The organism is Janthinobacterium sp. Mn2066 (genome assembly GCF_049319705.1).
In the GTDB taxonomy this organism is placed as follows: Bacteria; Pseudomonadota; Gammaproteobacteria; order Burkholderiales; family Burkholderiaceae_D; genus Janthinobacterium.
Genome location: NZ_JBMOUF010000002.1, coordinates 45,633 through 69,214 on the forward strand (window position 1 = coordinate 45,633; position 23,582 = coordinate 69,214).

Annotated in this window: 25 protein-coding genes and 1 tRNA gene; 20 read left to right on the top strand and 6 right to left on the bottom strand. The window is 61.6% G+C overall.

What is annotated here, in order from left to right; all coding sequences use genetic code 11:
• The first annotated feature begins 29 nt into the window (after positions 1-29).
• From tssK to ACL9RI_RS03570, 13 genes are all read left to right on the top strand, one after another.
• Positions 30-1,472, top strand: coding sequence for a type VI secretion system baseplate subunit TssK (tssK, locus tag ACL9RI_RS03510; protein WP_422725205.1), 1,443 nt, complete (start codon positions 30-32; stop codon positions 1,470-1,472).
• A gap of 141 nt (positions 1,473-1,613) precedes the next feature.
• Positions 1,614-3,839, top strand: coding sequence for an ATP-binding protein (locus ACL9RI_RS03515; protein WP_422725206.1), 2,226 nt, complete (start codon positions 1,614-1,616; stop codon positions 3,837-3,839).
• Positions 3,840-3,935: 96 nt separating this feature from the next.
• Positions 3,936-6,125: an EAL domain-containing response regulator gene (locus ACL9RI_RS03520; protein ID WP_422725207.1), complete on the top strand. Its 2,190-nt coding sequence runs from the start codon at positions 3,936-3,938 to the stop codon at positions 6,123-6,125.
• Positions 6,126-6,163: 38 nt separating this feature from the next.
• Positions 6,164-6,451, top strand: coding sequence for a hypothetical protein (locus ACL9RI_RS03525; protein ID WP_422725208.1), 288 nt, complete (start codon positions 6,164-6,166; stop codon positions 6,449-6,451).
• Between the two features lie 9 nt (positions 6,452-6,460).
• Positions 6,461-7,912, top strand: coding sequence for a DUF885 domain-containing protein (locus ACL9RI_RS03530; protein WP_422725209.1), 1,452 nt, complete (start codon positions 6,461-6,463; stop codon positions 7,910-7,912).
• Positions 7,913-8,072: 160 nt separating this feature from the next.
• Positions 8,073-8,948 carry an urease accessory protein UreD gene (locus ACL9RI_RS03535; RefSeq protein ID WP_422725210.1) on the top strand — a complete coding sequence of 292 codons (876 nt, stop codon included), beginning with the start codon at positions 8,073-8,075 and terminating at the stop codon, positions 8,946-8,948.
• A gap of 17 nt (positions 8,949-8,965) precedes the next feature.
• On the top strand, positions 8,966-9,268 hold the full coding sequence (locus ACL9RI_RS03540) for an urease subunit gamma (protein WP_183677269.1): 303 nt from the start codon (positions 8,966-8,968) through the stop codon (positions 9,266-9,268).
• 49 nt (positions 9,269-9,317) lie between these two features.
• Positions 9,318-9,647: an urease subunit beta gene (locus ACL9RI_RS03545; RefSeq protein ID WP_422725211.1), complete on the top strand. Its 330-nt coding sequence runs from the start codon at positions 9,318-9,320 to the stop codon at positions 9,645-9,647.
• A gap of 1 nt (position 9,648) precedes the next feature.
• On the top strand, positions 9,649-11,349 hold the full coding sequence (ureC, locus tag ACL9RI_RS03550) for an urease subunit alpha (protein ID WP_422725212.1): 1,701 nt from the start codon (positions 9,649-9,651) through the stop codon (positions 11,347-11,349).
• 12 nt (positions 11,350-11,361) lie between these two features.
• Complete coding sequence (gene ureE / locus ACL9RI_RS03555) at positions 11,362-11,871, top strand: urease accessory protein UreE (protein WP_422725213.1); 510 nt, start codon at positions 11,362-11,364, stop codon at positions 11,869-11,871.
• Positions 11,871-12,551 carry an urease accessory protein UreF gene (locus ACL9RI_RS03560; protein ID WP_422725725.1) on the top strand — a complete coding sequence of 227 codons (681 nt, stop codon included), beginning with the start codon at positions 11,871-11,873 and terminating at the stop codon, positions 12,549-12,551. Before ureE ends, ACL9RI_RS03560 begins: the two co-directional genes overlap by 1 nt.
• 19 nt (positions 12,552-12,570) lie before the next feature.
• Positions 12,571-13,209, top strand: a complete 639-nt coding sequence (ureG, locus tag ACL9RI_RS03565) for an urease accessory protein UreG (RefSeq protein ID WP_422725214.1) — start codon at positions 12,571-12,573, stop codon at positions 13,207-13,209.
• Positions 13,206-13,763: a HupE/UreJ family protein gene (locus ACL9RI_RS03570; protein ID WP_422725215.1), complete on the top strand. Its 558-nt coding sequence runs from the start codon at positions 13,206-13,208 to the stop codon at positions 13,761-13,763. The genes ureG and ACL9RI_RS03570 overlap by 4 nt, the downstream gene beginning before the upstream one ends.
• Here ACL9RI_RS03570 and ACL9RI_RS03575 read toward each other — a convergent pair.
• Entirely contained in the window at positions 13,760-14,368 is a 609-nt protein-coding gene (locus ACL9RI_RS03575; protein WP_422725216.1) for a 1-acyl-sn-glycerol-3-phosphate acyltransferase, read from the bottom strand. The genes ACL9RI_RS03570 and ACL9RI_RS03575 overlap by 4 nt on opposite strands.
• A gap of 310 nt (positions 14,369-14,678) precedes the next feature.
• On the opposite strand from ACL9RI_RS03575, the gene ACL9RI_RS03580 reads away from it, so the two are divergent.
• The gene (locus ACL9RI_RS03580) at positions 14,679-14,921 is read left to right on the top strand and encodes a hypothetical protein (RefSeq protein WP_422725217.1); all 243 of its coding nucleotides are present in this window, start codon (positions 14,679-14,681) and stop codon (positions 14,919-14,921) included.
• 108 nt (positions 14,922-15,029) lie between these two features.
• On the opposite strand, the gene ACL9RI_RS03585 is transcribed toward ACL9RI_RS03580, so the two are convergent.
• The 3 genes from ACL9RI_RS03585 to ACL9RI_RS03595 all read right to left on the bottom strand — a co-directional run bounded on the left by ACL9RI_RS03585 (position 15,030) and on the right by ACL9RI_RS03595 (position 16,962).
• Entirely contained in the window at positions 15,030-16,085 is a 1,056-nt protein-coding gene (locus ACL9RI_RS03585; protein WP_422725218.1) for an alkene reductase, read from the bottom strand.
• A 58-nt stretch (positions 16,086-16,143) separates the two neighbouring features.
• A complete protein-coding gene (locus tag ACL9RI_RS03590; protein WP_183677278.1) occupies positions 16,144-16,440 on the bottom strand; it encodes an ArsR/SmtB family transcription factor in 297 nt (98 codons plus the stop codon).
• A gap of 162 nt (positions 16,441-16,602) precedes the next feature.
• Positions 16,603-16,962, bottom strand: coding sequence for a DUF1304 domain-containing protein (locus ACL9RI_RS03595; protein WP_422725219.1), 360 nt, complete (start codon positions 16,960-16,962; stop codon positions 16,603-16,605).
• Positions 16,963-17,181: 219 nt separating this feature from the next.
• On the opposite strand from ACL9RI_RS03595, the gene sugE reads away from it, so the two are divergent.
• Together sugE and ACL9RI_RS03605 are read left to right on the top strand one after the other, a co-directional pair.
• Positions 17,182-17,502: a quaternary ammonium compound efflux SMR transporter SugE gene (gene sugE, locus ACL9RI_RS03600; RefSeq protein WP_422725220.1), complete on the top strand. Its 321-nt coding sequence runs from the start codon at positions 17,182-17,184 to the stop codon at positions 17,500-17,502.
• A gap of 8 nt (positions 17,503-17,510) precedes the next feature.
• On the top strand, positions 17,511-17,840 hold the full coding sequence (locus tag ACL9RI_RS03605; protein ID WP_422725221.1) for an SMR family transporter: 330 nt from the start codon (positions 17,511-17,513) through the stop codon (positions 17,838-17,840).
• On the opposite strand, the gene ACL9RI_RS03610 is transcribed toward ACL9RI_RS03605, so the two are convergent.
• Positions 17,841-18,794, bottom strand: coding sequence for a succinylglutamate desuccinylase (locus ACL9RI_RS03610; protein ID WP_422725222.1), 954 nt, complete (start codon positions 18,792-18,794; stop codon positions 17,841-17,843).
• Positions 18,795-18,939: 145 nt separating this feature from the next.
• On the opposite strand from ACL9RI_RS03610, the gene ACL9RI_RS03615 reads away from it, so the two are divergent.
• Complete coding sequence (locus ACL9RI_RS03615) at positions 18,940-20,052, top strand: acyltransferase family protein (protein WP_422725223.1); 1,113 nt, start codon at positions 18,940-18,942, stop codon at positions 20,050-20,052.
• Here the strand turns inward: ACL9RI_RS03615 and ACL9RI_RS03620 are convergent.
• The gene (locus ACL9RI_RS03620; RefSeq protein ID WP_422725224.1) at positions 20,049-20,531 is read right to left on the bottom strand and encodes a hypothetical protein; all 483 of its coding nucleotides are present in this window, start codon (positions 20,529-20,531) and stop codon (positions 20,049-20,051) included. The two genes, ACL9RI_RS03615 and ACL9RI_RS03620, sit on opposite strands and share 4 nt — an antisense overlap.
• Before the next feature lie 137 nt (positions 20,532-20,668).
• On the opposite strand from ACL9RI_RS03620, the gene ACL9RI_RS03625 reads away from it, so the two are divergent.
• The 3 genes from ACL9RI_RS03625 (at position 20,669) to infC (ending at position 23,447) form a co-directional block, all read left to right on the top strand.
• Positions 20,669-20,745 (top strand) — tRNA-Val (locus ACL9RI_RS03625).
• 221 nt (positions 20,746-20,966) lie between these two features.
• On the top strand, positions 20,967-22,874 hold the full coding sequence (thrS, locus tag ACL9RI_RS03630; RefSeq protein WP_422725225.1) for a threonine--tRNA ligase: 1,908 nt from the start codon (positions 20,967-20,969) through the stop codon (positions 22,872-22,874).
• A 27-nt stretch (positions 22,875-22,901) separates the two neighbouring features.
• Positions 22,902-23,447: a translation initiation factor IF-3 gene (gene infC, locus ACL9RI_RS03635; RefSeq protein ID WP_254926743.1), complete on the top strand. Its 546-nt coding sequence runs from the start codon at positions 22,902-22,904 to the stop codon at positions 23,445-23,447.
• Positions 23,448-23,582: the final 135 nt, after the last annotated feature.

A 23,582-nucleotide genomic window follows, 5' to 3' on the forward strand; every position in this document is an offset into this window, starting at 1 on the left:
GCCACGGTAAATTGCGGTTGCGCAAATAATTGCATAGGGATGCTGCGCAATATCAAAGACTTCTAAACTGGCAACTTCAGACTGGCAAGGCAGCGAAACCCCAGCCCACAACGGAGAGTGCAATGAGTTTGCCATCAAAACTATTATGGTCGGAAGGGCTGGCCATCGGCCCCCAGCAATTCCAGCAACTGGATCGCTATCATGAAGCGCGGTTGCAACGCCTGGCCTCCCTGATTAATCCCCATCTGTGGGGCGTGCAAACGATCAACTGGAATATGGATGCCCTGGCCAACAATAGTTTGCGTGCCGATACGATGTCACTGGTATTCCAGGATGGCGAGATGTACGAGGCGCCGCTCGGCGATGTGTTGCCCGGCGCAGTCGACCTGTCCGCCTTGCCGTCAAGCGAACATGGTTTTACCTTTTATGCGGCCTTGCCCGCCATGCGGGCGCATGGCGGAAACGTGTCCGCTTCTGGCGCGCGCTATGTTCAGGCTGATATCGAGACACCTGATCTGTATAGCGAAGCGGTCAGCATCGAGGTGGCCTACCTGAAGAAACGCGTGCGCCTGTTGTCGCAACTGGACCCGTTGCAGGATTATCTTGCGATTCCCTTGGTACGCTTGCGTCGCGCCGGCAACGGCAGTTTCGACATTGATACTTCCTTCATTGCGCCTGGTTTGAGCATCAGCGCGGAGCCGGCGTTGCAGACCATGCTCGATTCCTTGCTTGAGCGCATGGGCGCAAAAATAGAAGCGCTGTACAGCCGCCATCGGCAGCCCGGTAAAAACACGGTTGAATTCCATAGCGGCGACATTTCCTCGTTCTGGATGCTGAACACATTGAGTAGCGCCAGCGCCATACTGAGCCATTGCGCTGCTTATCGGCGCCATCACCCTCTACATTTGTTTGAACAACTGATGACACTGGCTGGCGGCCTGATGACCTTTTCGAAAAAATACAGCTTGAGCGACTTGCCTGTCTATCGCCATGAAGATGTGGCGCCAGCTTTTGGCAAACTCGACGCCATCATCCGGGACTTGATCGATACTGTACTGCTGTCGCGCTATTTCCCGATCGCCCTGACTAACGATACGCAGAAAAGCACTCACTATCATGGTTTTCTCGAGGCTAGCCGTATCGATCGGCAGACCGAGCTTTGCCTTGCTGTCAACGCCGATATGCCGGCACTGGAACTGGTCGCCACGGTACCGCTGCAATTCAAGATTTCATCGCCAGACAATATCGAGCTGCTACTGGCGCGAGCGCTGCCCGGTGTCGAGCTGCGGCATATGGCACAAGTCCCGGCCGAAGTGCCTGTTCGGCCCAATACCTATTATTTTTCGATTGAAAACAAGGGCAGCATTTACGATGCCATGATCAAGGCCCAGGCAATTGCAATCTATGTGCCGTCCGGCATCCACGGCCTGAGGCTGGAATTGTTTGGCATCAGTGCGACTGCTGATCAGTGAAGATCTGACCTGGGAAAATGCCGAAGTCATGGACTTGCCTATCGAATTGACATTATTATGTTGATAATTATCAGTGCCGTGCATGCTGCATGCCGGTGGAACGGATAACAGGCGCGGCAACAGGCAAAGGACAGCATGGGCATGGCAGCGGAAAAAGAGGGGCGCTACGGTGGTGTATCCATCGTGCTGGCTGTCAGCGTGGCGCTGACGTTTGTCGTCACGCTGCTGTTGCTGGTGTTTGCCGTGCTGTTTTACCAGTCCGAACGCGAACAGCGCTGGCAGCAGTTGTACCAAAGCCTGTCGGTGAGCGCCGACCAGCTGGCCGTGGCCGTGGAACTGCCGCTGTGGAACCTGGACGACAGGCAGATGCTGGCGATCATGCGCAGCACCCTGGGCAACCGCGAACTGGTGGCCAGCGCGCTGACGCCGGCGCTTGGCAAGGAAGCCCTGGTCTTGCGCCGCAATCCCAATGGCGGTTTTGACAGCGTGGCTGCGCCGCCCGACGGTCCCGGTTTGCTGGTCGAACGGCGCATGGTGACGTTGGGCGGGCAGGTGATTGGCGGCGTGGCCGTGTATGCGTCGCCGGCCCTGCTGCACGCACAGCTGCGCCAGCGCGCGCTGGCCATCGGCGCCATGATCGTGGCGCTGGACGTGATCCTGGTGGCCAGCATCTGGCTGCTGATGTGGCGGCTGCTGCTCAAGCCCTTGAAGGCCATCGGCCAGTACGCGGCCGGCGTCAAGGCAGGGCAGGGCGAGGCGGCCGACACGCCGCCCAAGGCCTGGTTCCTGGGCGAGCTGCGCGCCCTGTACCGCTCCATCCGCGACATGGTGTCCCTGCTCGACAGCCGCTACCGGGCCTTGCAGCGCAGCGAAGAGCGGGTGCAGATGGCGACCGGCGCGGCCAGCATCGGTATCTGGGACTGGAATGTGACGGCCGACGAGCTGCAATGGGACGAGCAGATGTATGCGCAGTTCAAGGCTGACCCGGCCAGCGGCATGCGGCCATCGGCGATCTGGCGCGCCACCATGGTGCCCGAAGACGTGCTGGCGACGGAAAAAGCCATCGCTGCGGCGCTGCTCTCCGGCCAGGTATTCGCGCATGAATACCGCATCGTGTGGCCCGACGCCAGCATCCGCTACATCAGGATCGACGCCGTCATCTTCCGCGACGGCGCGGGCCAGGCGATGCGCCTGGTGGGCTCGAATTACGACATCACGGCGCATCGCGAGGCGGAACTGGAATTGCTGCGCCATCGCCACCACCTGGAGGAGCTGGTGGCCGAGCGCACCAGCGCGCTGTCGGTGGCTGTCAGCCAGGCGCAGGCGGCGAACCGCGCGAAGAGCACCTTCCTGGCCAATATGAGCCATGAATTGCGCACGCCCTTGAATTCCGTGATCGGCTTTTCAGGCCTGCTGGCGGCCTCGCCCCACATGCAGGCCGATGAAAAACGCAAGCTCGAGATCATCCACCGTTCGGGCAATCATTTGCTGACCTTGATTAACCAGATACTCGATCTGTCGAAGGCCGAGGCAGGGCGGCTGTCGACGCAAGCCGAGGTGGCCGCGCTGGCGCCGCTGCTGCAGGAAGTGATGGACATGCTGGGCATGCGCGCCGAGCAGCAGGGCCTGGCCTTGCGCCTCGATTGCGCTGGCGTGCCGCCGGCCGCGTGGCTGGACGCCACCCGCTTGCGCCAGGTGCTGCTGAACCTGATGTCGAACGCCGTCAAGTTCGCCGGCAGCGGCACCGTTACCCTGCGCGTGCGCGGTGAGCAACTGGAGCATCTGCATGGCGACGCATGGCGCTTGCACTTTGCCGTCGCCGACACGGGCATCGGCATCGCCATGCAAGACCAGCAACGCATCTTCGAACCCTTCGTGCAAGCCGACAGCGCCGGGCCGCAAGACGGCACGGGACTGGGCCTGGCCATTTCGCGCGAATTCGTGCAATTGATGAAAGGCGAGCTGACCCTGGAATCGACGCCGGGGCAGGGCGCCACCTTCCGCTTCAGCATCCCCGTGCAGGCGGCCGAGGCTTCTGCATCTGCGCCCGCCGCCACGCCGCCTGCCACGGCAGCGGAAAGCCGCCAGCCGCTGCAGGCGCACGAGCTGGCCGTGCTGACGCCGGACGAGCGCAGCGCGCTGCTGATGGCCTTGCGCGAACTGAACCTGGACAAGCTGGCGCATTTGCTGGAAATCCTGCCGCCGCCGGCGCAGCCACTGGTGGCGCCGCTGCAGGCGATGCTGGAACAGCATCAGTACCGCCAGTTGTGCACCCTGCTCGAGACGCCGGGAGTGTGGGCTGCCAACATCGGATTGATGGAAAGGCTGCCTGAAATGCAAGGGATGGATGGTGCTTTATTGCAATAAAGATTATGATGATGGTATGTAGTTCACTGCAAAGTACTGCCTTATCCGGCCGACGGCCCGCCGTTGCGCCCCATCCAAAGCGGAGAGAACTGCTACATGCATCGCGATTTTCCGGAAGCGAACACGAAGGGCGAAATACTGGTCGTCGAAGACACGCCGGCGTCGCTGAAACTGCTCGGCGACTTGCTGGGCGGCGCCGGCTATACGGTGCGGCAGGCGCCGAACGGCGAGCTGGCCCTGTGGACGGCCCAGGCGCGTCCGCCGGAACTGATCCTGCTCGACGTGCGCATGCCCGGCCTCGATGGCTTTGAAGTATGCCGCCGCCTGAAGGCATCGCCCGAATTGCGCCAGGTGCCCGTGATCTTCCTGTCGGCCCAGCATGACACGGACGACAAGGTGCGCGGTTTTGCGCTGGGCGCCGTCGACTTTATCGCGAAACCATTCCAGGCCGAGGAAATCCTGGCCCGCACCGACGCCCACGTGCGCCTGGGCCGGGCGCAAAAGCAGCTGGCGCAGGAACGGGCCAGCCTGGAACGGCGCGTGCTTGAACGTACGGCGGAACTGGCCCAGGAAGTGCAGATACGCCGCGCCAACGAAGAATTGCTGCGCCTGTCCGCGCAAGTGTTCGACGCCACCCAGGACGCCATCCTGATCACCGATCCGGCCGGTATCATCGTCGCCTCCAATCCCGCCTTCACGCGCATCACCGGGTATGCGGCGCAGGAAGTGCGGGGCCTGGATATCCTGACGCTGCATGCCGACGATACGCAGTCCACGGTACTGGACGCCATGCGCCAGGGCTTGCGCGTCAGCGGCGGCTGGTCGGGCGAAGTGCAGACGCGGCGCAAGAGCGGCGACACCTATCCCTGCCTGCTCAGCGTATCGACGGTCCACGGTCCTGACGTGGGGGGCGCCGTCATCAACTACGTGGGCGTGTTCCTCGATATCAGCGAGCGCAAGGCCGAACAGCACCTGATCGATTTTTTGTCCTATCACGATGCGCTGACGGGCCTGCCCAACCGCGCACTGATGGCCCGGCGTTTCACGCAGGCGCACGCGCAGGCCGGGCGCGATGGCCAGCAGCTGGTGCTGATGTGCCTGGACCTGGACCGCTTCAAGAACATCAACGATTCGCATGGCCAGGCCGTGGGCGACAAGGCCCTGCAGGTAGTGGCGCGTTTTCTTACCGGCTGCGTGCGCGACGGCGATACCGTGTCGCGCCAGGGCGGCGATGAATTCCAGATACTGCTGCAGGACGATGCGCTGCTGGGGCGCACGCTGGCCCTGGCGCAAACCATCCTGGCCGGCTTGCGTGGTGAACTGAGCGTCAATGGCGACCGCCTGGCGCTCACCACCAGCATCGGCATCGCCATGTGTCCGGCCGATGGCGACAGCCTCGATGACTTGCTGCGCCACGCCGATACGGCGCTGGTGCGCGTCAAGGAAACGGGGCGCGACCATTACGCCTTCTTCACCGAGCGCATGGGCAGCGATATCCGCGCCAGGCTGGCGATGCAGCAGCAGCTGCGCGGCGCCATCGCGCGCGATGAATTCGATGTGCACTACCAGCCCCAGATCTGCCTGCGTACTGGGGCCATGCTGGGGGCGGAAGCCCTGCTGCGCTGGGAGAATCCGGTGCTGGGCAAAGTGCCGCCTGGCCTGTTCATCGCACTGGCCGAAGAGTATTGCCTGATCACCGCGATCGGCGAGTGGGTGCTGGAAAGCGTGTGCGCGCAAATCCGCAGCTGGCACGATGCGGGCCTGGGCCGCATCAAGGTGGCCGTCAACCTGTCCGGCAAGCAGTTCGCGCAAGACCATACGGTGCCGTTCGTCGAGGCGACCTTGCGCAAATACGGCATACCGCCCGCCTGCCTGGGGATCGAAATCACGGAAAGCACGGTGATGGGCGACCCGGACAAGGCAGTGGCGGCCTTGCGGCGCCTGAAGGATATCGGCGTGAGCATTTCGCTCGACGACTTTGGCACGGGCTACTCCAGCCTTGGCTACCTGAAGCGCTTTCCCATCGACGTGCTGAAGATCGACAAGTCGTTTGTCGACGACGTCACCACCAGCAGCAGCGACGCGGCCATCGCCCTGTCCGTCATTTCGCTGGCGCACCACCTCGACATGCGGGTGATCGCCGAAGGCGTGGAAACGCGGGCCCAGGTCGATTTCCTGGCTGCGCATGGCTGCGACGAAATGCAGGGCTATTACTTCAGCCGTCCCCTGGCGGCGCAAGCGTTCACGGCGCTGCTGCGCGAAAAAAGGATGCTGGCCTTGACGTGAACGGCTATGCTGGCTCTTTTCGACTCGACAGATAAACCGTGAAAAGACTCGCTCCTGCCTTGTTCTGCGCCTGCCTTCTGCTGGGCGGCGCCGCCAGCGCCGCTACAGCCGCATCTTCCAGCACTGAAACGCAGTTCCGGCACATCTACAGCGCCGAATGGGCATGGCGCCAGGCGCAGGATAGCGATGACGACGCCTCGCTACCGCATGTGGACCCGGCTACCCAGGAAGCCCGGCGCGCCTATTGGGCCGATGTGCTGGCGCGGCTCGATGCACTCGACGTGGCCAGCCTGGGCGAGGAAGAGAGGATCAACTACGCGGTGTAACATGCCCAGGTGGGCGCCTTGCTGGCCGAGCAGCGCTTCCGCGAATACCAGAAGCCGCTCAATGCCGATACGGCCTTCTGGAACGACCTGGCGTACATTGCCCGCAAGCCGCGCCGCACGGAGGCGCAGTACCGCAGTTATATCGCGCAGTTGAACGACGTGCCGCGCTATTTCCGCGAACAGATCGCCAATCTGCGCGCCGGCCTGGCGCGTGGTTTCACGCCGCCGCAAGTCACCCTGGCCGGGCGCGAACAGGCCTTGGCGCAGGTGGCCCAGGCGCTGGATCCGCAAGCGACCTTGTTTTACCAGCCCTTGCGCCAGCTGCCGGCTGCCATGCCGGCGCAGCAGCAGGCGGCCTTGCGGGCCGCCGCCACGCAGGCCATACGCGAGGCCGTCATGCCGGCCTATGCCGAACTGCTGGCCTTCATGCGCGACGTGTACATCCCGGGCGCGAACCAGACCCTGGCGGCCGAGAGCCTGCCGGACGGCAAAGCGTATTACCAGTCGAAGATCACGGAATTTACCACCACCACCCTGAGCGCCGCGCACATCCACGCCATCGGCCTGCAGGAAATGCGCAAGATCCGCGCCGAAATGCAAGCGACGATTGTCCAGACGGGCTTCCAGGGCGACTTTGCCGCCTTTTTGCACTTTCTGCGCAGCGATCCGCAGTTTTATGCGCGCACGCCGGAAGAGCTGCTGATGCGCTCGGCCTGGGTCGCCAAGAAGTTCGACGCCAGGGCGGCGCAGTATTTCGGCTATCTGCCGCGCCAGCGCTTCGCCATCGTTCCCGTGCCCCCCGAGCAGGCGCCCCATTACACCTCGGCCCGCGGCGGCCCCGGCATCTATCTGGTGAATACCTACGACTTGCCGTCGCGGCCCCTGTACAGCATGCCCGCCCTGACCCTGCACGAATCGGCGCCCGGCCACGCGTTCCAGATGCCGATCGCGCTGGAACAGCAGGGGCGGCCAGCTTTCCGCCGCGCCTATATTTCCGCCTATGGAGAAGGCTGGGCCCTGTACTGCGAACGCCTGGGCGCCGAGATGGGCATCTATGAGACTGCCTATGAAACCTTCGGCATGCTGAGTTACCAGGCATGGCGCGCGGCGCGCCTGGTGGTCGATACGGGCATCCATGCGCAAGGCTGGACGCGCGCGCAGGCGCAGGCGTATTTGCACGATAATACGGCGCTGTCGCCGCATGAAATCGAGACGGAAGTCGACCGCTATATCTCGTGGCCGGGCCAGGCACTGTCTTACTACCTGGGCGAAATGGCCATCCTCGAAGGCCGGCGCAAGGCTGAAGCGGCGCTGGGCGAGCATTTCGATATCCGCGCCTTCCACGACACGGTGCTGGAGCTGGGTTCGGTGCCGCTGCCCGTGCTGGCGCGCCGCATCGACCGTTTCATTGCCGCTGGCGGCAAGGGACCTTACCGTGATGCGGTTTTGGCGGCTCCCTGAATCATCCCTCGCCCCTGAGGCGTGGCAAATGCACCAATAGGGTGCGCCTGCCACGCCACGGTGCAGCATTCTCACGGCCCCGCCGCTGATTCCCAGCCATCTCTCTGGCATGCATCCTGCTTAGGCTAGTTTGTTGCTTTGTCATCTAGCGATGGACTTCATGCCCGACTGCTCTACCGCCAGCCTTGCCGTACCGCCTGAGACCAGCGCCCACAGCGCCTGGCAGGCGCGCCTGCACCTGGGCTTTGCGCTGCGGGATGGTGGCGTCAGCCGGCTGGTCGAGCGGCGTCACAGCGGTCCCTTGCGGGTGCAAAAAGCCCTGTACCCGGAAGGCGGCGCCGTGTGCCACGCCATCATCGTCCACCCGCCCGGCGGCGTGGTGGGCGGCGACCAGCTGGCCGTGCAGGCCACCGTGGGCGAGGGCGCCCATGCTTTCCTCACGTCGCCCGGCGCGGCCAAGTGGTACCGCGCCAATGGCCATGTCTCGGGCCAGCACATCGTGCTGCGCGCGGGGACAGGGGCGGCCATCGAGTGGCTGCCGCAAGAAAGCATCTTCTTTGACCAGGCCTGCGTGCGCCTGCGCCATGAGGTCGAGCTGGCGCCGGACGCCTGCTATATCGGCTGCGACATTATTTGCCTGGGCCGCAGCGCTTCGGGCGAATCGTTCACTAGCGGCAGCATCAGCCAGCATACGCAGATACGCCGCGGCGGCAAGCTGCTGTGGTGGGAACAGGGACGGCTGGCGGCGGACGGCCCGCTGATGGCCAGCCCGCTGGGCATGCACGGGTACAGCGTCTGCGCCACCCTGATCGCCGTTGGCGGACCGGTGCCAAACAGCGTGATCGAAGCGCTGCGCGCCATTGCCGTGCCGGACGGCGCGCGCCTGGGCGTGACGCACATCAAAACACTGGTGGCCGTGCGCCTGCTGGGGACCGATAGCGAGGCCGCGCGCCGCGCCATGCTGGCTGCCTGGCAGTTGCTGCGGCCGGCCATCATGGGGCGCGTGGCCGTCGTGCCCCGCATCTGGAATACCTGACAAAAGAAAGACGAACTATGGATCTGAGTCCACGCGAAAAAGACAAGCTGCTCATTTTTACGGCGGCGCTGCTGGCCGAGCGGCGCCTGGCGCGCGGCTTGAAACTGAATTATCCGGAAGCGGTGGCGTTCATCAGCGCGGCCATCATGGAAGGGGCGCGCGATGGCAAGTCGGTAGCGCGGCTGATGTCGGACGGCGCGCAAATGCTGTCGCGCGAGGACGTGATGGAGGGCGTCGCCGAAATGATCCCCGATATCCAGGTGGAGGCGACCTTCCCCGATGGCAGCAAGCTGGTGACCGTGCATCAGCCGATACCGTGATGCTTTGCACGCGTTTGATGTCAACCAAGTCAACAATAAAGGAGCCAGCATGATCCCCGGTGAATATCAATTGGAAGAAGGCGAAATCGGTCTCAATAGTGACCGCGCCACGGCCACGGTGGTGGTGGCCAACCGGGGCGACCGCCCGATCCAGGTCGGCTCGCATTTCCACTTTTTCGAAGTCAATCCGGCGCTGTCCTTCGAGCGCTGGCGCGCCTATGGCATGCGCCTCAATATTGCGGCCGGTACCGCCGTGCGCTTCGAACCGGGCCAGCAGCGCACGGTGGAGCTGGTGGCGCTGGCCGGCGACCGCAAGGTGTACGGCTTCAATGGCCAGGTAATGGGCAAGCTGAAGGAAAAACCGGCCGGGAAGGCTTGAAATGGCCAGCATACCGCGCAGCGCCTATGCCGAAATGTTTGGCCCCACCAAAGGCGACCGCATCCGCCTGGCCGACACGGAACTGTTCATCGAGATCGAGCATGATTACGCCACCTATGGCGAAGAAGTGAAATTTGGCGGCGGCAAGGTGATCCGCGACGGCATGGGGCAGTCGCAGCGCTGCGCCGCCGACGTCATGGACACCGTCATCACCAACGCCGTCATCCTCGACCACTGGGGCATCGTAAAGGCCGATATCGGCTTGAAGAATGGCCTGATCTTCGGTATCGGCAAGGCGGGCAACCCGGACATCCAGCCCGGCGTAACCCTGGTCATCGGCGGCGCCACCGAAATCATCGCCGGCGAAGGCCTGATCGTCACGGCAGGCGGGGTCGACACGCACATCCACTTCATTTGCCCGCAACAGATCGAGGAAGCCCTGATGAGCGGCGTGACCACCATGCTGGGTGGCGGCACGGGGCCGGCCACCGGCACGGCCGCCACCACCTGCACGCCGGGGCCCTGGCACTTGCACGCCATGCTGGCGGCGGCCGATGCGTTTCCGATGAACCTGGGCTTCATGGGCAAGGGCAATGTCAGCCTGCCCGAACCGCTGGAAGAACAGATACGCGCGGGCGCCATCGGCCTGAAGCTGCACGAGGACTGGGGCAGCACGCCGGCCGCCATCGACAACTGCCTGTCGGTTGCCGAGCGCATGGATATCCAGGTGGCGCTGCATAGCGACACCCTGAACGAAGGCGGCTTCCTGGAACATACGCTGGCCGCCTTCAAGGACCGCACCATCCACACTTTTCATACGGAAGGGGCGGGCGGCGGCCATGCGCCCGACATCATCGCCGCCGTGGGCCAATCGAATGTGCTGCCGTCGTCGACCAATCCGACCCGTCCGTTCACCGTCAATACGCTGGACGAGCACCTGGACATGCTGATGGTGTGCCATCACCTGGACCCGGCGATCGCCGAAGACGTGGCCTTTGCCGAATCGCGCATCCGCCGCGAAACCATCGCCGCCGAAGATATCCTGCACGATATCGGCGCCATCTCCATGATGTCGTCAGATTCGCAAGCCATGGGCAGGGTGGGCGAGGTGATCCTGCGCACCTGGCAGACGGCGCACAAGATGAAGGTGCAGCGGGGCCCGCTGGCGCCCGACACGGCCCGCAGCGACAACTTCCGCGCCAAGCGCTACATCGCCAAATACACGATCAATCCGGCCATCACGCATGGCATCTCGCATGTGGTGGGCTCCATCGAAGCGGGCAAGATCGCCGACCTGGTGCTGTGGAAGCCGGCCTTTTTCGGCGTCAAGCCTTCGCTGATTTTAAAGGGCGGCATGATCGCCGCCGCGCAGATGGGTGACCCGAACGCCTCGATTCCCACGCCGCAGCCCGTGCACTACCGCATGATGTTCGGCGCGTTTGGCGGCGGCCTGAAAAAGTCGTTTACCTTTGTCTCGCAGGCGGCCTACGACCTCGATATCGGCCACCAGCTCAAGCTGAACAAGACATTGATCCCGGTGCGCCAGATGCGCGGCTTGCGCAAGCGCGACATGGTGCATAACGGCGCCACGCCGCAGATGGAAGTGGACCCGGAAACCTATGCCGTGCGCGCCGACGGCCAGCTGCTGGTGTGCGAAGCGGCTGCCGTGCTGCCGATGGCGCAGCGCTATTTTCTATTTTAAGCAGGAGACACTGTGCTGACCTTGCATACCAAACTGGGGCCGGGCGATAGCCGCCCCATCGCCGCACAACTGGTGCTGCCCTATGACCAGCGTGAAAAATGCCGGCTGCGCGCCACCCTGTCCACCGGCGAAGAGGCAGCCATCTTTACCGTGCGCGGCACGGTGCTACGTCATGGCGACCTGATGACCGGACCCGATGCACAGGTGGTGCAGATCGTGGCCGCGCCTGAACCGACTTACCTGGTGCGCTGCCCCGATGCCCACACTCTATTACGCTGTGCCTTTCACCTTGGGAACCGGCATACGCAGGCGCAGCTGGGCGATGGCTACCTGCGCATCCGCCGCGATCCCGTCCTGAAAGACATGCTGGAAGGTTTGCAGGCTACGGTCACCGAGGAAAGCGCGCCGTTCGAGCCGGAAGCGGGCGCCTACGGCGGCGGCCATGGCCACCACGATGGCCAGCATTTGCTGGCGCCCGTGCCGCTGCGGCAAAAAATCCACCGTCCCGGCGACGCCGCATGATGCAGGCGGCGGCTCTGCTGCATTTGCTGCAGTTCGCCAGCCCGGCCTTGCCGATCGGCGCCTACAGCTATTCGCAAGGGCTGGAAGCGGCGCTGGAAGAGGGGCTGGTGCGCGATGCTCCCACGGCGCGCGCGTGGATAGCGGAGCATCTGCTTGAGGTGGTGGCGCGCTGGGAAGCGCCGGTGTGCTGGCGCCTGATGCAGGCGTTCGAACGGCAGGACCTGTCGGCCGTGCGGCTGTGGAGCGAACGTTTTATCGCCTCGCGCGACACGGCGGAGTTTCGCGCCGAGACCATCCAGATGGGCTATTCCCTGACCAGGCTGCTGGCCGAACTGGGCGTGGCCGATGGCATTTTGCTCGACATGCTGCAGGGCGAGCCGGAAGTGGCCTTGCCGACCGCCTATGCCTGCGCCGTGGCGGCGCTGGCCATACCGCATGAAGAGGCGCTGCTGGCCATGCTGTTCGCCTGGGCGGAAAACCAGGTGCTGGTGTGCGTGAAATCGGTGCCGCTGGGGCAGGTGGCGGGCCAGCGTTTGCTGCTGTCGCTGCGCCCCGAGCTGGAAGCGGCGGCGCAGCTGGCGCGCACCCTGGTCGACGATGAGATCGGCAACTGGACGCCGGGCCTGTCGCTGCTGTCGATGCGGCACGAGCTGCAATACAGCCGCCTTTACCGTTCCTGACATTTGAAAGAGGCATGACATGACATCCATTACATCGAACCCGCTGCGCGTGGGCATCGGCGGGCCGGTCGGCTCCGGCAAGACGGCCCTGTGCGAAATGCTGTGCAAGGGCATGCGCGAACGCTACGACATGGCCGTCATCACGAATGACATCTACACGCGCGAAGACATGGAAATCCTGCTGCGCGCCGGCGCCTTGCCGGCCGAACGCCTGATGGGCGTGGAGACGGGCGGCTGCCCGCACACGGCGATCCGCGAAGACGCCTCGATCAACCTCGAAGCGATCGCCCGCATGCAGGCCGATTTCCCCGAGCTGGAGCTGATCCTGGTGGAGTCGGGCGGCGACAACCTGGCCGCCACCTTCAGTCCCGAATTGTCGGACCTGACGATCTACGTGATCGACGTGGCGGGCGGCGAGAAAATCCCGCGCAAGGGCGGGCCCGGCATCACGCGCTCCGATCTGCTGATCATCAACAAGACGGACCTGGCGCCGTACGTGGGCGCCAACCTGGACATCATGGCGCAGGACGCCAAGCGCATGCGCGGCGAGCGGCCGTTTGTGTTTACCAACCTGCGCAGCGGCGATGGCGTGCAGGCCGTAATCGATTTTATCCGCGAGCAGGGTTTGCTCGATCAACACAGCAAGGAGATGGCATGACCGTACGATTGAAACACCTGGGCGCCCTGGCGGCGCTGGCGCTGGTCAGCTTGCCGGCCATGGCCCATCCCGGCCACGACAACGGCACGGGCTTTCTGGCCGGCTTTATCCATCCGTTTACCGGCATCGACCATTTGCTGGCCATGCTGGGCGTGGGCATCTGGGGCGCCCAGCAGCGCCGGGGCCTGGAGCAGCCCTTGACCTTCCTGGGCATGATGCTGATCGGCGCCCTGGCCGGCATGGCGGGACTGGGCATGCCGGGGCTGGAAATGGGCATCGCCGCCACCGTGGCGCTGACGGGCCTGGCCATTGCGCTGGCCCTGAGCATGCCCAATTGGCTGGCGATGGGCCTGGTGGGCGTGTTTGCGTTGGCGCATGGCAATGCGCATGGACAGGAGTTGTCGGCCGTGCCCGCTACTTTCGGGTTCATGCTGGCCTCGGCTATTTTGCTGCTGAGTGGCCGCTTTATCGGCCAGGTAGTGGCCGAACGTGTCGTGCGCGTGGCCGGCGCGGCCATCACGGCCGTGGGCCTGGTGCTGATGGGAATGAATTAGTTGGGACGCCTGTCGGACAGCACGATGGGCGCAGCATTTTCCGGGTGCAAGCCCTGGTGGCCGGCATAGGCGGCGGCGATGGCGGCCATGTCGGCTTCCTTGTCGCCCGTCAGGTGCAAATGGTCGACCACACCCAGTATCTTGTTCGGGTAATCGATGTAGACCAGCAGCAACGGCACCCTGGCTTCCAGCGCCAGGTGATAAAAGCCGCTCTTCCAGCTGGGGCGGTAGCTGCGCGTGGCTTCAGGCGTGATCGCCAGCCAGTACCAGTCGGCAGCCAGCATGCGTTCGGCCTGGCGCTGGATCGTGCCGCAGGTGGTGCAGCGGTCGACCGGCTCGCCGCCCAGGTAGCGCAGTATCTTTCCCAATGGTCCGCGGAACAGCGAGTCCTTGGCCAGCCAGCGGAAGGGCAGGGCCAGCGCCCATTTGCCAAACAGGCCCACCATGAAATCCCAGTTTGAGGTATGCGGATAGACGACGGCGATGCCGCGCGGACCGGGCAGCGGGCGAAAGCGCATGCGCCAGCCAAACAGGTGCAGCACGCGCATGGCGCTGCGCTGGTGCCAGGTCGGCAGGTCGCGCGGCTGTACAAATAAATCGTCCATGGATAACCCTCTCGTGTGCTTGTCGGTGATGCGATGGCGCCGCAGTGTTGCTCATGCGGCAAAAAATGTGCGCAGGCATTCTATACGGGGCTGGCGGTGGCGACAAGCATAGACCTTATTACCCAGTCCGCCATTCATGCGGTACCGGGGGGAGGTTTATTGTTATTTTAGCGATGCTTTGCTGCTGGGCGGGCACTAATGCTGGCGGCTGCTGTCTTATTTGCATGCGGCTTGATTTGCATGGGGTAATCACGGAAGCGGTTGCCGGGATCAAGCCGCAGGGCTGACTTTATCTGACAGGGAGCAATGCATGAAAAACAATATGCAAGCGGGTAGTGGCTCGGGTAGTGGCTCGTGTAGCGGCAATGCCCGTACGGACCAGGCCATGGCCAACCTGGTGGAACGCGGGGTGGCGTTTCATCATACCTTGGGGCGAACGGTGGCAACGGCCTATCTGCGCGAAAACGCCGTGCCGGCAGACGTGATTTACCGCGTATTCAGCAGCGCACAGGCGCGCCGTCCTGCGCGGCCGGCGCGGCGGCGATGGCGTTGATCGCGTTGAGGGGGCTGCAGGAAGCATCATGGCGGTGGGCGCAGCGACTATCTGCAGTTGTCTGCAATGTGTCGTTGCGCCCGCCGCGATTCGGGCGTGTAGCGCGGATTACGCCAAGGCAGGGTAGTCCGTGTAGCCGGTGCTGTCAGGCGAGTAGATCGTTGCAGGGTTCAGCGGGTTCAGTTCCGCATCGCTGTGCAAGCGGCCTGGCAAGTCCGGATTGGAGATGAACCACTTGCCAAAGGCGATGGCGTCCGCCGCGCCGCTGGCCAGCAGCGCTTCGGCGGCGGCCTTGTCCACTTTTTCATTGGCGATATACACGCCGCCGAATTCCTGCTTCAGGTATGGGCTCAGGCTGTCTTCACCTTGTGATTCGCGCGTGAAGATGAAGGCAATCTTGCGCTTGCCCAGTTCACGGGCCACGTAGCCGAAGGTGTCGCGCGGGGTCGAGTCGCCCATGTCGTGGCTATCGCGGCGCGGCGCCAGATGCATGCCGACCTTGTCGGCGCCCCATACGGCGATACAGGCGTCGGTCACTTCCAGCATCAGGCGGGCACGGTTTTCTATCGAACCGCCATAGATGTCGGTGCGCTTGTTGGTGCTGTCTTGCAGGAACTGGTCCAGCAGGTAGCCGTTGGCGCCATGGATTTCCACACCATCAAAACCGGCTTTTTTCGCATTTTCCGCGCCCAGGCGGTAAGCGGCGACGATGCCGGGGATTTCTTCCGTATCGAGTGCGCGTGGGGTCACGAATTCCTGTTCCGGACGCACCAGGCTGACGTGGCCGGCCGGCTTGATGGCGCTAGGCGCGACAGGCAGGTCGCCATTCAGGAACAAGGGCGCGGAAATGCGGCCGACGTGCCATAGTTGCATCACGATCTTGCCGCCTGCATCGTGCACGGCCTTGGTCACTTGTTTCCAGCCTTCTACCTGCTCATCGCTCCAGATGCCTGGCGTATGGGCGTAGCCCACGCCTTGTGGGGTGACGGCGGTTGCTTCCGAAATGATCAGGCCGGCCGTAGCGCGCTGGGCGTAGTATTCGGCCATCAGGGCATTCGGCACGCGGCCAGGATTGGTGGCGCGCGAACGCGTCAGCGGAGCCATGATGATGCGGTTTTTCAATTGCAGGCTGCCGATGGTGATAGGGTCGAATAATGTTGCCATGATATGAATGTCTTTTCTGTCGAGTATGGGGAAGTACTGCTTGCTGTTGAGACTGCGATTACAAACCTTGCTGCATATGCTCCAGAAAAGCCTGGATGGTGGCTTCATTGCGCTTGAAGAAGCTCCATTGCCCCACTTTTCTGGGAGAAATCAGGTCCGCCTTTTGCAAGGTGGCCAAATGGGCTGACACAGTGGACTGCGACAGTTCCAGGCGCCCGCCGATCAAGCCAGCGCACACGCCGAAATCGAGCGGATGGTCTTGCTCGATAAAATGCTGCTCCGGCTCCTTGAGCCATTGCAATATTTGCCGGCGTACCGGATTGGCCAGCGCCTTGTGGATGGCGTCGATGTCCATGGTGTCTACCTCGTTCGATGTTCGCCCGAAGGCGATATTTATATCGGGTTTCTTCAATTCTAATATCGTCATAATACGATATAAATAAAAAGTCTGCTGGCGGGCTCGTATCTTGCAGAAAACGTGGGGGCAGGCGGCCTGGCTGGCCGCCCGGAAGGAAAATCAGGCGAAGTGGAACAACAGCAAGGCCAGCACGGCAGGCACGGTTTGCAGATACAGGATGCGCGTCATGACGGTGGCGGCACCCCAGATGCCGGCCACGGCGATGCAGACCAGGCCGAATATGGTGAAGGCATGCGCGATGGCAGCGTCAGGGTAAAAGAAGCCCAAGGCCAGCGCTGCCACCAGGAAACCGTTATAGCAACCCTGGTTGGACATGGCGGGCCGCACGATGTCGGCCTTTTCCTTGCTGAGGCCAAATACCTTGCGCCCGCGCGAGTCGAACAGCACCGTTTCAAGCAAAACGATATACACGTGCAGCAGCAAGATGATCGCGGTAAGGGCCTGGGCTAAGATAAGCATTGGGTTTCCTGGAAATAGTTAATATAGATACAGTAATTATCAGGCCAGCCCCGTGTTTTCGGCAGTTTTTGATTAGAGCAGGTGTACTAGTAACTAGTGTGTATCCGGCAAGATTTTTTAGCCGATGCTATACTCGCCGCCTTTTGCTCCTGCGGGGACGACCCCGCTTGAATCGATGGGGCTGCATGGCGGGGACGACCCTGCCCATCGGGAGAAATGATGTCCTGGATTATCCTTGTATTGGCCGGCTTGCTGGAAGTCGGCTGGGCCATCGGCCTCAAATATAGCGCCGGCTTTACCCGTCCCATTCCTGCCGTCCTGACGGCCATCGCCATGCTGGGCAGCGTGGTCTTGCTCGGCATGGCCTTGCGCAACTTGCCTTTGGGCACCGCATACGCGATCTGGACCGGCATCGGCACGGTAGGTACGGCCATTTTCGGCATCATGATGTTTGGCGAGCCGGCCAGCGCCGCGCGCATCGTCTGCATCGCACTGATCGTGGCCGGCATCCTCGGCTTGAAATTGCTGAGTCCGCAATGAGCCTGGCCATGACCTACCTTTATCTGGCAATCGCCATCGTCGCCGAGGTGATCGCCACCAGCGCGCTGAAGGCGTCCGATGGCTTCAGCCGTCTGTGGCCCAGCCTGCTGACCGTGGCCGGCTACTGCATCGCTTTCTGGTGCCTGTCTCTGACGATCAAGGTGATTCCTACCGGCATCGTGTATGCGATCTGGTCCGGCGTCGGCATCGTGCTTATCTCCGCCGTCGGCTGGTTCTGGTTCAAGCAAAGCCTGGATGTGCCGGCGCTGATCGGCCTGGGCCTGATCATTGCCGGCGTGCTGGTGATTAATCTCTTTTCAAAGTCCGTCGGGCATTGATCAGAAACTGGCGGCTACCCGCGCCAGGTAATACCACTCCGCATTGGCAGCGGCGTTGACGTCCGGGAACAGGATATAGGCGTCGAATTCAGCCGTGACGGGCGTGCCGTCGGCGCGCACGCCGATTTGCTCGCCCTGTTTCAGCTTGTCAAAGCTGGACCAGGTCTTGATGAAGCGGTCATCGGCGTGCAGCTTGTCGTGCACCACCACCATATTCAGTGCTTCCATGTCCGCATCCTTGATCGGTTCCGGTTGCGGTGCGTCGATCAAGCCCAAAAAGGTGAGGGTGTTGATGATGGCGCGGTAGGCCACGTCCGGTGCGGCCGGGTCGGCATGCTGGCCGCATTCCAGGGTCAGCGCGTAGCCGCCCGTCGAGCGCATGTATTCGGTGGTGCCCACGCCATAACGCAAGACCATGCCGACCTGGTCGCTGCTACCCAGGCGGCGTTGCACGCCAGAACCATAGGTTTGCAGCCAGCCATCGACGAAGCGGCGCACGCCCAGGCGGCGCGCCAGCGCGCGTTCTTTTTCTTCATGTTTAAAAGCTTGCAGCGGGCCCTCGTTGTTGCGCGGGCCGACCATCACGAACGGCTGGCTGTCGGCATTGAATGAGTGCAAGTCCAGCAGCACGTCGTGCTGGCCCAGCAGCGGGCACAGCCAGTTGGCGATGCGGTCTTCGAAATCTTGCGGATTGTCGTTCGGGAACAGGTTGCGGTTCAGGTTGCGGTCACCGCTGCGCACGCCCTTGGCGTAGGCCAGCGGGTTGGTGATCGGCACGAAGGTGACGCTGCCGGCCAGGATGGGCAGGGCGCCGCTGTCGATCTCGGCCATCACGCGCTGGATGCCCTTGGTGCCGCAGGTTTCATTGCCGTGCACGGCGCCGGTGACGATCAGGCGCGGGCCGCTGCCCTGGCCCGTGTAGTTGATGGATTTGAAGTGGAGTGCGCTGCTCATGCGGGTCGTATCCTATGCTGTGTCAGAAGGGAAGGCGGGTTCGGCATATTTTAGCGGCATTCTTTATCCCTACCGTAAAAATCTGGCCATGGCAGCGTCCGGCATGGCATGATCGGCGCCAGCCTTGTTTTCCCTCTTGATTTTCATGTCCAGCCATTCGCCTTCTTCCCGTTTGTACGGCCTCGATACCTTGCGCGCGCTGGCCATCGTGCTGGTCTTCATGAACCATTATCTGCTGTTCGTCAGCGATGGCGACTCTTTTGCTTTCTGGGGAGACATCGGCTGGACCGGCGTGGACCTGTTCTTTGCGCTGAGTGGCTATCTGATCGGCAACCAGATTTTTGCCGCCCTGCGCAGTGAGCAAGGTTTTTCGCTCAGGCATTTTTATGCGCGGCGTTTCCTGCGCACCTTGCCCAATTTCTATGTGGTACTGGCCCTGTTTTATTGGTGGCCGGGCTTTCGCGGCGACAATGCGCTGTTGCCCATCTGGAAATTCCTGACCTTTACGCAAAATATCAATTTGACGCCAGGCACGGCGTTTTCACATGCCTGGTCGCTGTGCGTGGAAGAGCAGTTTTATGTGCTGCTGCCCGCCGTGGCGATGCTGATCGCCGCTTGCCGCCAATCCTTGCGGTGGGCGTGGGTTGCCGTAGCGGCCAGTGTGATGGCCGGCATGCTGGCGCGTTCCTATCTGTGGAATGAATATGTGCACGTGCCGCACGGTGGCCTCGGCTATTACAAATACATTTATTACGCCTCGTGGTGCCGCTTCGACGAACTGGTGCTGGGCGTGGCGCTGGCGCTGCTGAAGAATTACCATCCGGCCGCCTGGTCGCGCATCACCTCGTATGGCAACCGCACCCTGTTAGCTGGCCTGGCGGGCACGGCGTTGATGCTGTTTGTGTTCTTTACTAATCACTATGCTTACTGGGTGACGGTGGTCGGCTATCCCGCCCTGGCGGCCAGTTTTACCCTGCTGCTGATCGCCGCGCTCAGCCCCGCCAGCGTGCTGTATCAAATACGCGTGCCGGGCGCGGCCAGCCTGGCGCTGTGGTCGTATGCAATTTATCTGTTGCACAAGCAGCTGTGCATCTTGCTCAAGCCCGTCTGGCAGGGACTGGGCTACGGGGCGGACAGCGTGCCGGCCATACTGGCCAGCATGGTGGCGAGCATCGCTGCGGGCTGGCTCTTATATGTACTGGTGGAAACGCCATTCATGCGGCTGCGGGCGCGCCATGTGCCGGCCAACCACGCCTAAGCCGGCATATCGATCACGTCCAGCCCGCGTGGCGTACCTATCAGCAACTCCAGCACCGCATGCACGCGCAGATTGGTCTCTTCATGCTGTGTTTCGCGGATCACGTTGCGCAAGCCGGGTACGGCTTCCGTGATGTGCGGGCTCTGGTAGGCGTTGATCAGTAGTAGTACAAGATCGGTGGCGCCGGCGCCTGGCTGGCGGCGCAGCCGTTCGTGGATGGTATTGAGCAAGGCACGCTGCATGCGCGGCGTGGGATTGGTGATGTAGGCGAACACGCTCGGCGTGTTGCTGATCGCCGCGCAGAGGCGCCGTTCGATTTCGTCCGGCTTCACATCGGACGCGATATCGAAATAAGCGGCTTCCCAGTGCGTGCGCGCATACGGGTGGCCGGGCGGGAAGGAGTCTGCCGTTTCGAAACCGCAAACGCGGCTCAGGGTTTTTAACCAGCGTAGCAAGGTGGATAATAAGGTCGAGTTCATGTTGCGATTCTAGCGCCATTCCATGCATGGCGGACCCGCCCTGTATAAAAGGGGCTGACGCCCGGGGAAATGATTAAAGTTTCCTGTAAAACAGCCCTTGTATTTACGGGAAAGCCTCTCTATAATGCTGGTCTTCGGGGCGGTTAGTTCAGCTGGTTAGAATACTTGGTCGACATCCAAGGGGTCGGGGATTCGAATTCCTCACCGCCCACCAGAATGCAGTTAGAGAGAAAGAAAGGGTAAACCGGTTATGACACCGCGAACTACTACCAAGCTTTGGGAGTGACGCTAGTCGAACGGGTTTCCTTTGTCTCAAAAAAGTGAAAAACGCGGCTAGTCCGCGTTTTTTTGCGTCTGCGTTTTCCTCCCGCTTTTTTTCAGTCCATTCCACACATTGCAGTTTTACCTGGCGCCAGCGCCGACATGGAGATCAATATGCTTACAATCCGACTTCCCGATGGTTCCGCCCGTCAATTTGACGGCCCGGTCACCGTGGCCCAGGTTGCGGCCAATATTGGTACCGGCCTGGCCAAGGCCGCGCTGGCCGGCAAGGTCGACGGCAAGCTGGTCGATACCTCGCATTTGATCGAGCAAGACGCCGAACTGGCGATCATCACGGACAAGGATGCCGATGGCCTGGAAGTGATACGCCATTCGACGGCGCACTTGCTGGCGTATGCCGTCAAGGAATTGTTCCCTGAAGCGCAAGTGACCATCGGTCCCGTGATCGACAATGGTTTCTATTACGACTTTTCCTACAAGCGTCCATTCACGCCGGAAGATCTGACGGCGATCGAAAAGAAAATGGCGGAACTGGCCAAGAAGGATGAGCAGGTCACGCGCAAGGTGGTCGCGCGCGATGAAGCGATCGAGTATTTCAAGGGTATCGGCGAAGCCTACAAGGCTGAGCTGATCGGCGCGATTCCTGCCGACCAGGAAGTGTCGCTGTATTCCGAGGGCAAGTTCACCGACTTGTGCCGTGGTCCGCACGTACCGTCGACGGGCAAGCTGAAAGTCTTCAAGCTGATGAAGCTGGCGGGCGCCTACTGGCGCGGCGACTCGAAAAACGAGATGCTGCAGCGTATCTATGGCACGGCCTGGGCCAAGAAGGAAGATCAGGAGCAATACCTGCACAATCTGGAAGAGGCGGAAAAACGCGATCACCGCAAGCTGGGCAAGCAGCTCGATTTCTTCCATTTCCAGGAAGAAGCGCCGGGCCTGATCTTCTGGCACCCAAAGGGCTGGTCGATCTGGCAGCAAGTCGAGCAATACATGCGCAATGTGTACCAGGTCAATGGCTATCAGGAAGTCAAGGCGCCGCAAATTCTCGATCGCGGCCTGTGGGAAAAAACCGGCCACTGGGATAACTACCGTGAAAACATGTTCATCACGGAATCGGAAAACCGTTCCTATGCCTTGAAGCCGATGAACTGCCCTGGTCACGTGCAGATTTACAACAGCGGCATGCGCAGCTACCGCGACTTGCCACTGCGCTACGGCGAATTCGGTCAATGCCATCGCAATGAGCCGTCGGGCGCCTTGCACGGCATGATGCGCGTGCGCGGCTTTACGCAGGACGACGGTCATATTTTCTGTACCGAAGAGCAGATTTCGGCAGAAGTGACGGCTTTCCACCAGCAGGCGATGGATGTTTATACGGCGTTCGGCTTCACCAATATCGATGTCAAGCTGGCCTTGCGTCCGGATAGCCGCATCGGTACGGAGGAGTCGTGGGACAAGGCGGAAGAGTCGCTGCGTTCGGCCCTGCGCGCCTGCGGCGTGGAATGGACGGAATTGCCGGGCGAGGGCGCCTTCTATGGTCCGAAGATCGAGTACCACCTGAAGGATAGCCTGGGTCGCGCATGGCAAGTCGGCACGGTGCAGATCGACCCGTCGATGCCGGGTCGCCTGGGTGCGGAATATGTGGCGGTGGACAACACGCGCCAGGTTCCGATCATGCTGCACCGCGCGATTGTCGGTTCGCTGGAACGTTTTATCGGCATCCTGATCGAACACTATGCGGGCGCCATGCCGCTGTGGTTATCGCCGGTGCAAGTGTCGGTATTGAACATCTCCGACGCGCAAGCCGATTATGTACAGGAAGTTACAACAAAACTGCGCAAAGCGGGGCTGCGCGTACAGGCTGATTTGCGTAACGAGAAGATTACCTATAAAATACGTGAACATTCCGTACAAAAATTGCCGTATATCCTGGTGATTGGCGATAAGGAGCGGGATGCAAATACGGTGGCCGTGCGGGCGCGGGGTAATGTCGATTTGGGCGTCATGTCCGTCGATGCCCTGATAGAGCGACTCAAACTTGAAGTCGACACCAAGGCCTGACGAGGAAACTCGCAGCACGACCGTTTTATAAGATTTTTAAAGGAAATTACAATAGCTACTGACAAGTCACATCGCATCAATGGCGAAATCACTGCCCCTGAAATGCGTTTAAGTGGGGTCGATAACGAGCCACTCGGTATCGTAAGTTTGGCTGAAGCCTTCCGCCTGGCGGAAGAGGCAAACGTTGATCTGGTGGAAATTGCGCCTACTGCGCAGCCACCGGTATGCCGTTTGATGGACTACGGCAAATTTAAGTATTCGGAGCAAAAGAAAGCTCACGAAGCCAAATTGAAGCAAAAGATCATCCTCGTGAAGGAAGTCAAATTCCGTCCGGGGACTGATGATGGTGACTACAATATCAAGTTGCGTAACCTCATCAAGTTCCTCGAGGATGGTGATAAAACCAAGATCACGCTGCGTTTCCGCGGTCGTGAGATGGCGCATCAGGATATTGGCTTCCGCATGCTGGAGCGTCTGAAGGCTGACCTGGAGCCATTTGGCCAGGTTGAGCAGTTTCCGAAGATGGAAGGCCGTCAAATGATCATGGTCCTTTCGCCTAAGAAGAAAAAGTAAGATACGATAGCGTTTTACTGTGGGTGGAACTGACATGCATCAAGCTTGATGCGGCACTCTACCCCAGGCAGAATTTGAGCGGCCCGGCCAGTAATGTCCGGGCCGCTTAAAACTGTAGTGGACTCGCATCCGCTG

Bases quoted from the DNA above. Each gene is read 5' to 3' on its own strand.
- ACL9RI_RS03570 (WP_422725215.1), top strand. From the start codon at position 13,206: ATGACCGTACGATTGAAACACCTGGGCGCCCTGGCGGCGCTGGCGCTG.
- thrS (WP_422725225.1), top strand. From the start codon at position 20,967: ATGCTTACAATCCGACTTCCCGATGGTTCCGCCCGTCAATTTGACGGC.
- ureC (WP_422725212.1), top strand. From the start codon at position 9,649: ATGGCCAGCATACCGCGCAGCGCCTATGCCGAAATGTTTGGCCCCACC.
- ureG (WP_422725214.1), top strand. From the start codon at position 12,571: ATGACATCCATTACATCGAACCCGCTGCGCGTGGGCATCGGCGGGCCG.
- ACL9RI_RS03575 (WP_422725216.1), bottom strand. From the start codon at position 14,368: ATGGACGATTTATTTGTACAGCCGCGCGACCTGCCGACCTGGCACCAG.
- ACL9RI_RS03605 (WP_422725221.1), top strand. From the start codon at position 17,511: ATGACCTACCTTTATCTGGCAATCGCCATCGTCGCCGAGGTGATCGCC.
- ACL9RI_RS03535 (WP_422725210.1), top strand. From the start codon at position 8,073: ATGCCCGACTGCTCTACCGCCAGCCTTGCCGTACCGCCTGAGACCAGC.
- ACL9RI_RS03610 (WP_422725222.1), bottom strand. From the start codon at position 18,794: ATGAGCAGCGCACTCCACTTCAAATCCATCAACTACACGGGCCAGGGC.
- ACL9RI_RS03515 (WP_422725206.1), top strand. From the start codon at position 1,614: ATGGCAGCGGAAAAAGAGGGGCGCTACGGTGGTGTATCCATCGTGCTG.
- ACL9RI_RS03585 (WP_422725218.1), bottom strand. From the start codon at position 16,085: ATGGCAACATTATTCGACCCTATCACCATCGGCAGCCTGCAATTGAAA.
- ACL9RI_RS03545 (WP_422725211.1), top strand. From the start codon at position 9,318: ATGATCCCCGGTGAATATCAATTGGAAGAAGGCGAAATCGGTCTCAAT.
- ACL9RI_RS03595 (WP_422725219.1), bottom strand. From the start codon at position 16,962: ATGCTTATCTTAGCCCAGGCCCTTACCGCGATCATCTTGCTGCTGCAC.
- ACL9RI_RS03590 (WP_183677278.1), bottom strand. From the start codon at position 16,440: ATGGACATCGACGCCATCCACAAGGCGCTGGCCAATCCGGTACGCCGG.
- ACL9RI_RS03540 (WP_183677269.1), top strand. From the start codon at position 8,966: ATGGATCTGAGTCCACGCGAAAAAGACAAGCTGCTCATTTTTACGGCG.
- sugE (WP_422725220.1), top strand. From the start codon at position 17,182: ATGTCCTGGATTATCCTTGTATTGGCCGGCTTGCTGGAAGTCGGCTGG.
- ACL9RI_RS03615 (WP_422725223.1), top strand. From the start codon at position 18,940: ATGTCCAGCCATTCGCCTTCTTCCCGTTTGTACGGCCTCGATACCTTG.
- ACL9RI_RS03620 (WP_422725224.1), bottom strand. From the start codon at position 20,531: ATGAACTCGACCTTATTATCCACCTTGCTACGCTGGTTAAAAACCCTG.
- ACL9RI_RS03580 (WP_422725217.1), top strand. From the start codon at position 14,679: ATGAAAAACAATATGCAAGCGGGTAGTGGCTCGGGTAGTGGCTCGTGT.
- ACL9RI_RS03520 (WP_422725207.1), top strand. From the start codon at position 3,936: ATGCATCGCGATTTTCCGGAAGCGAACACGAAGGGCGAAATACTGGTC.
- ACL9RI_RS03560 (WP_422725725.1), top strand. From the start codon at position 11,871: ATGCAGGCGGCGGCTCTGCTGCATTTGCTGCAGTTCGCCAGCCCGGCC.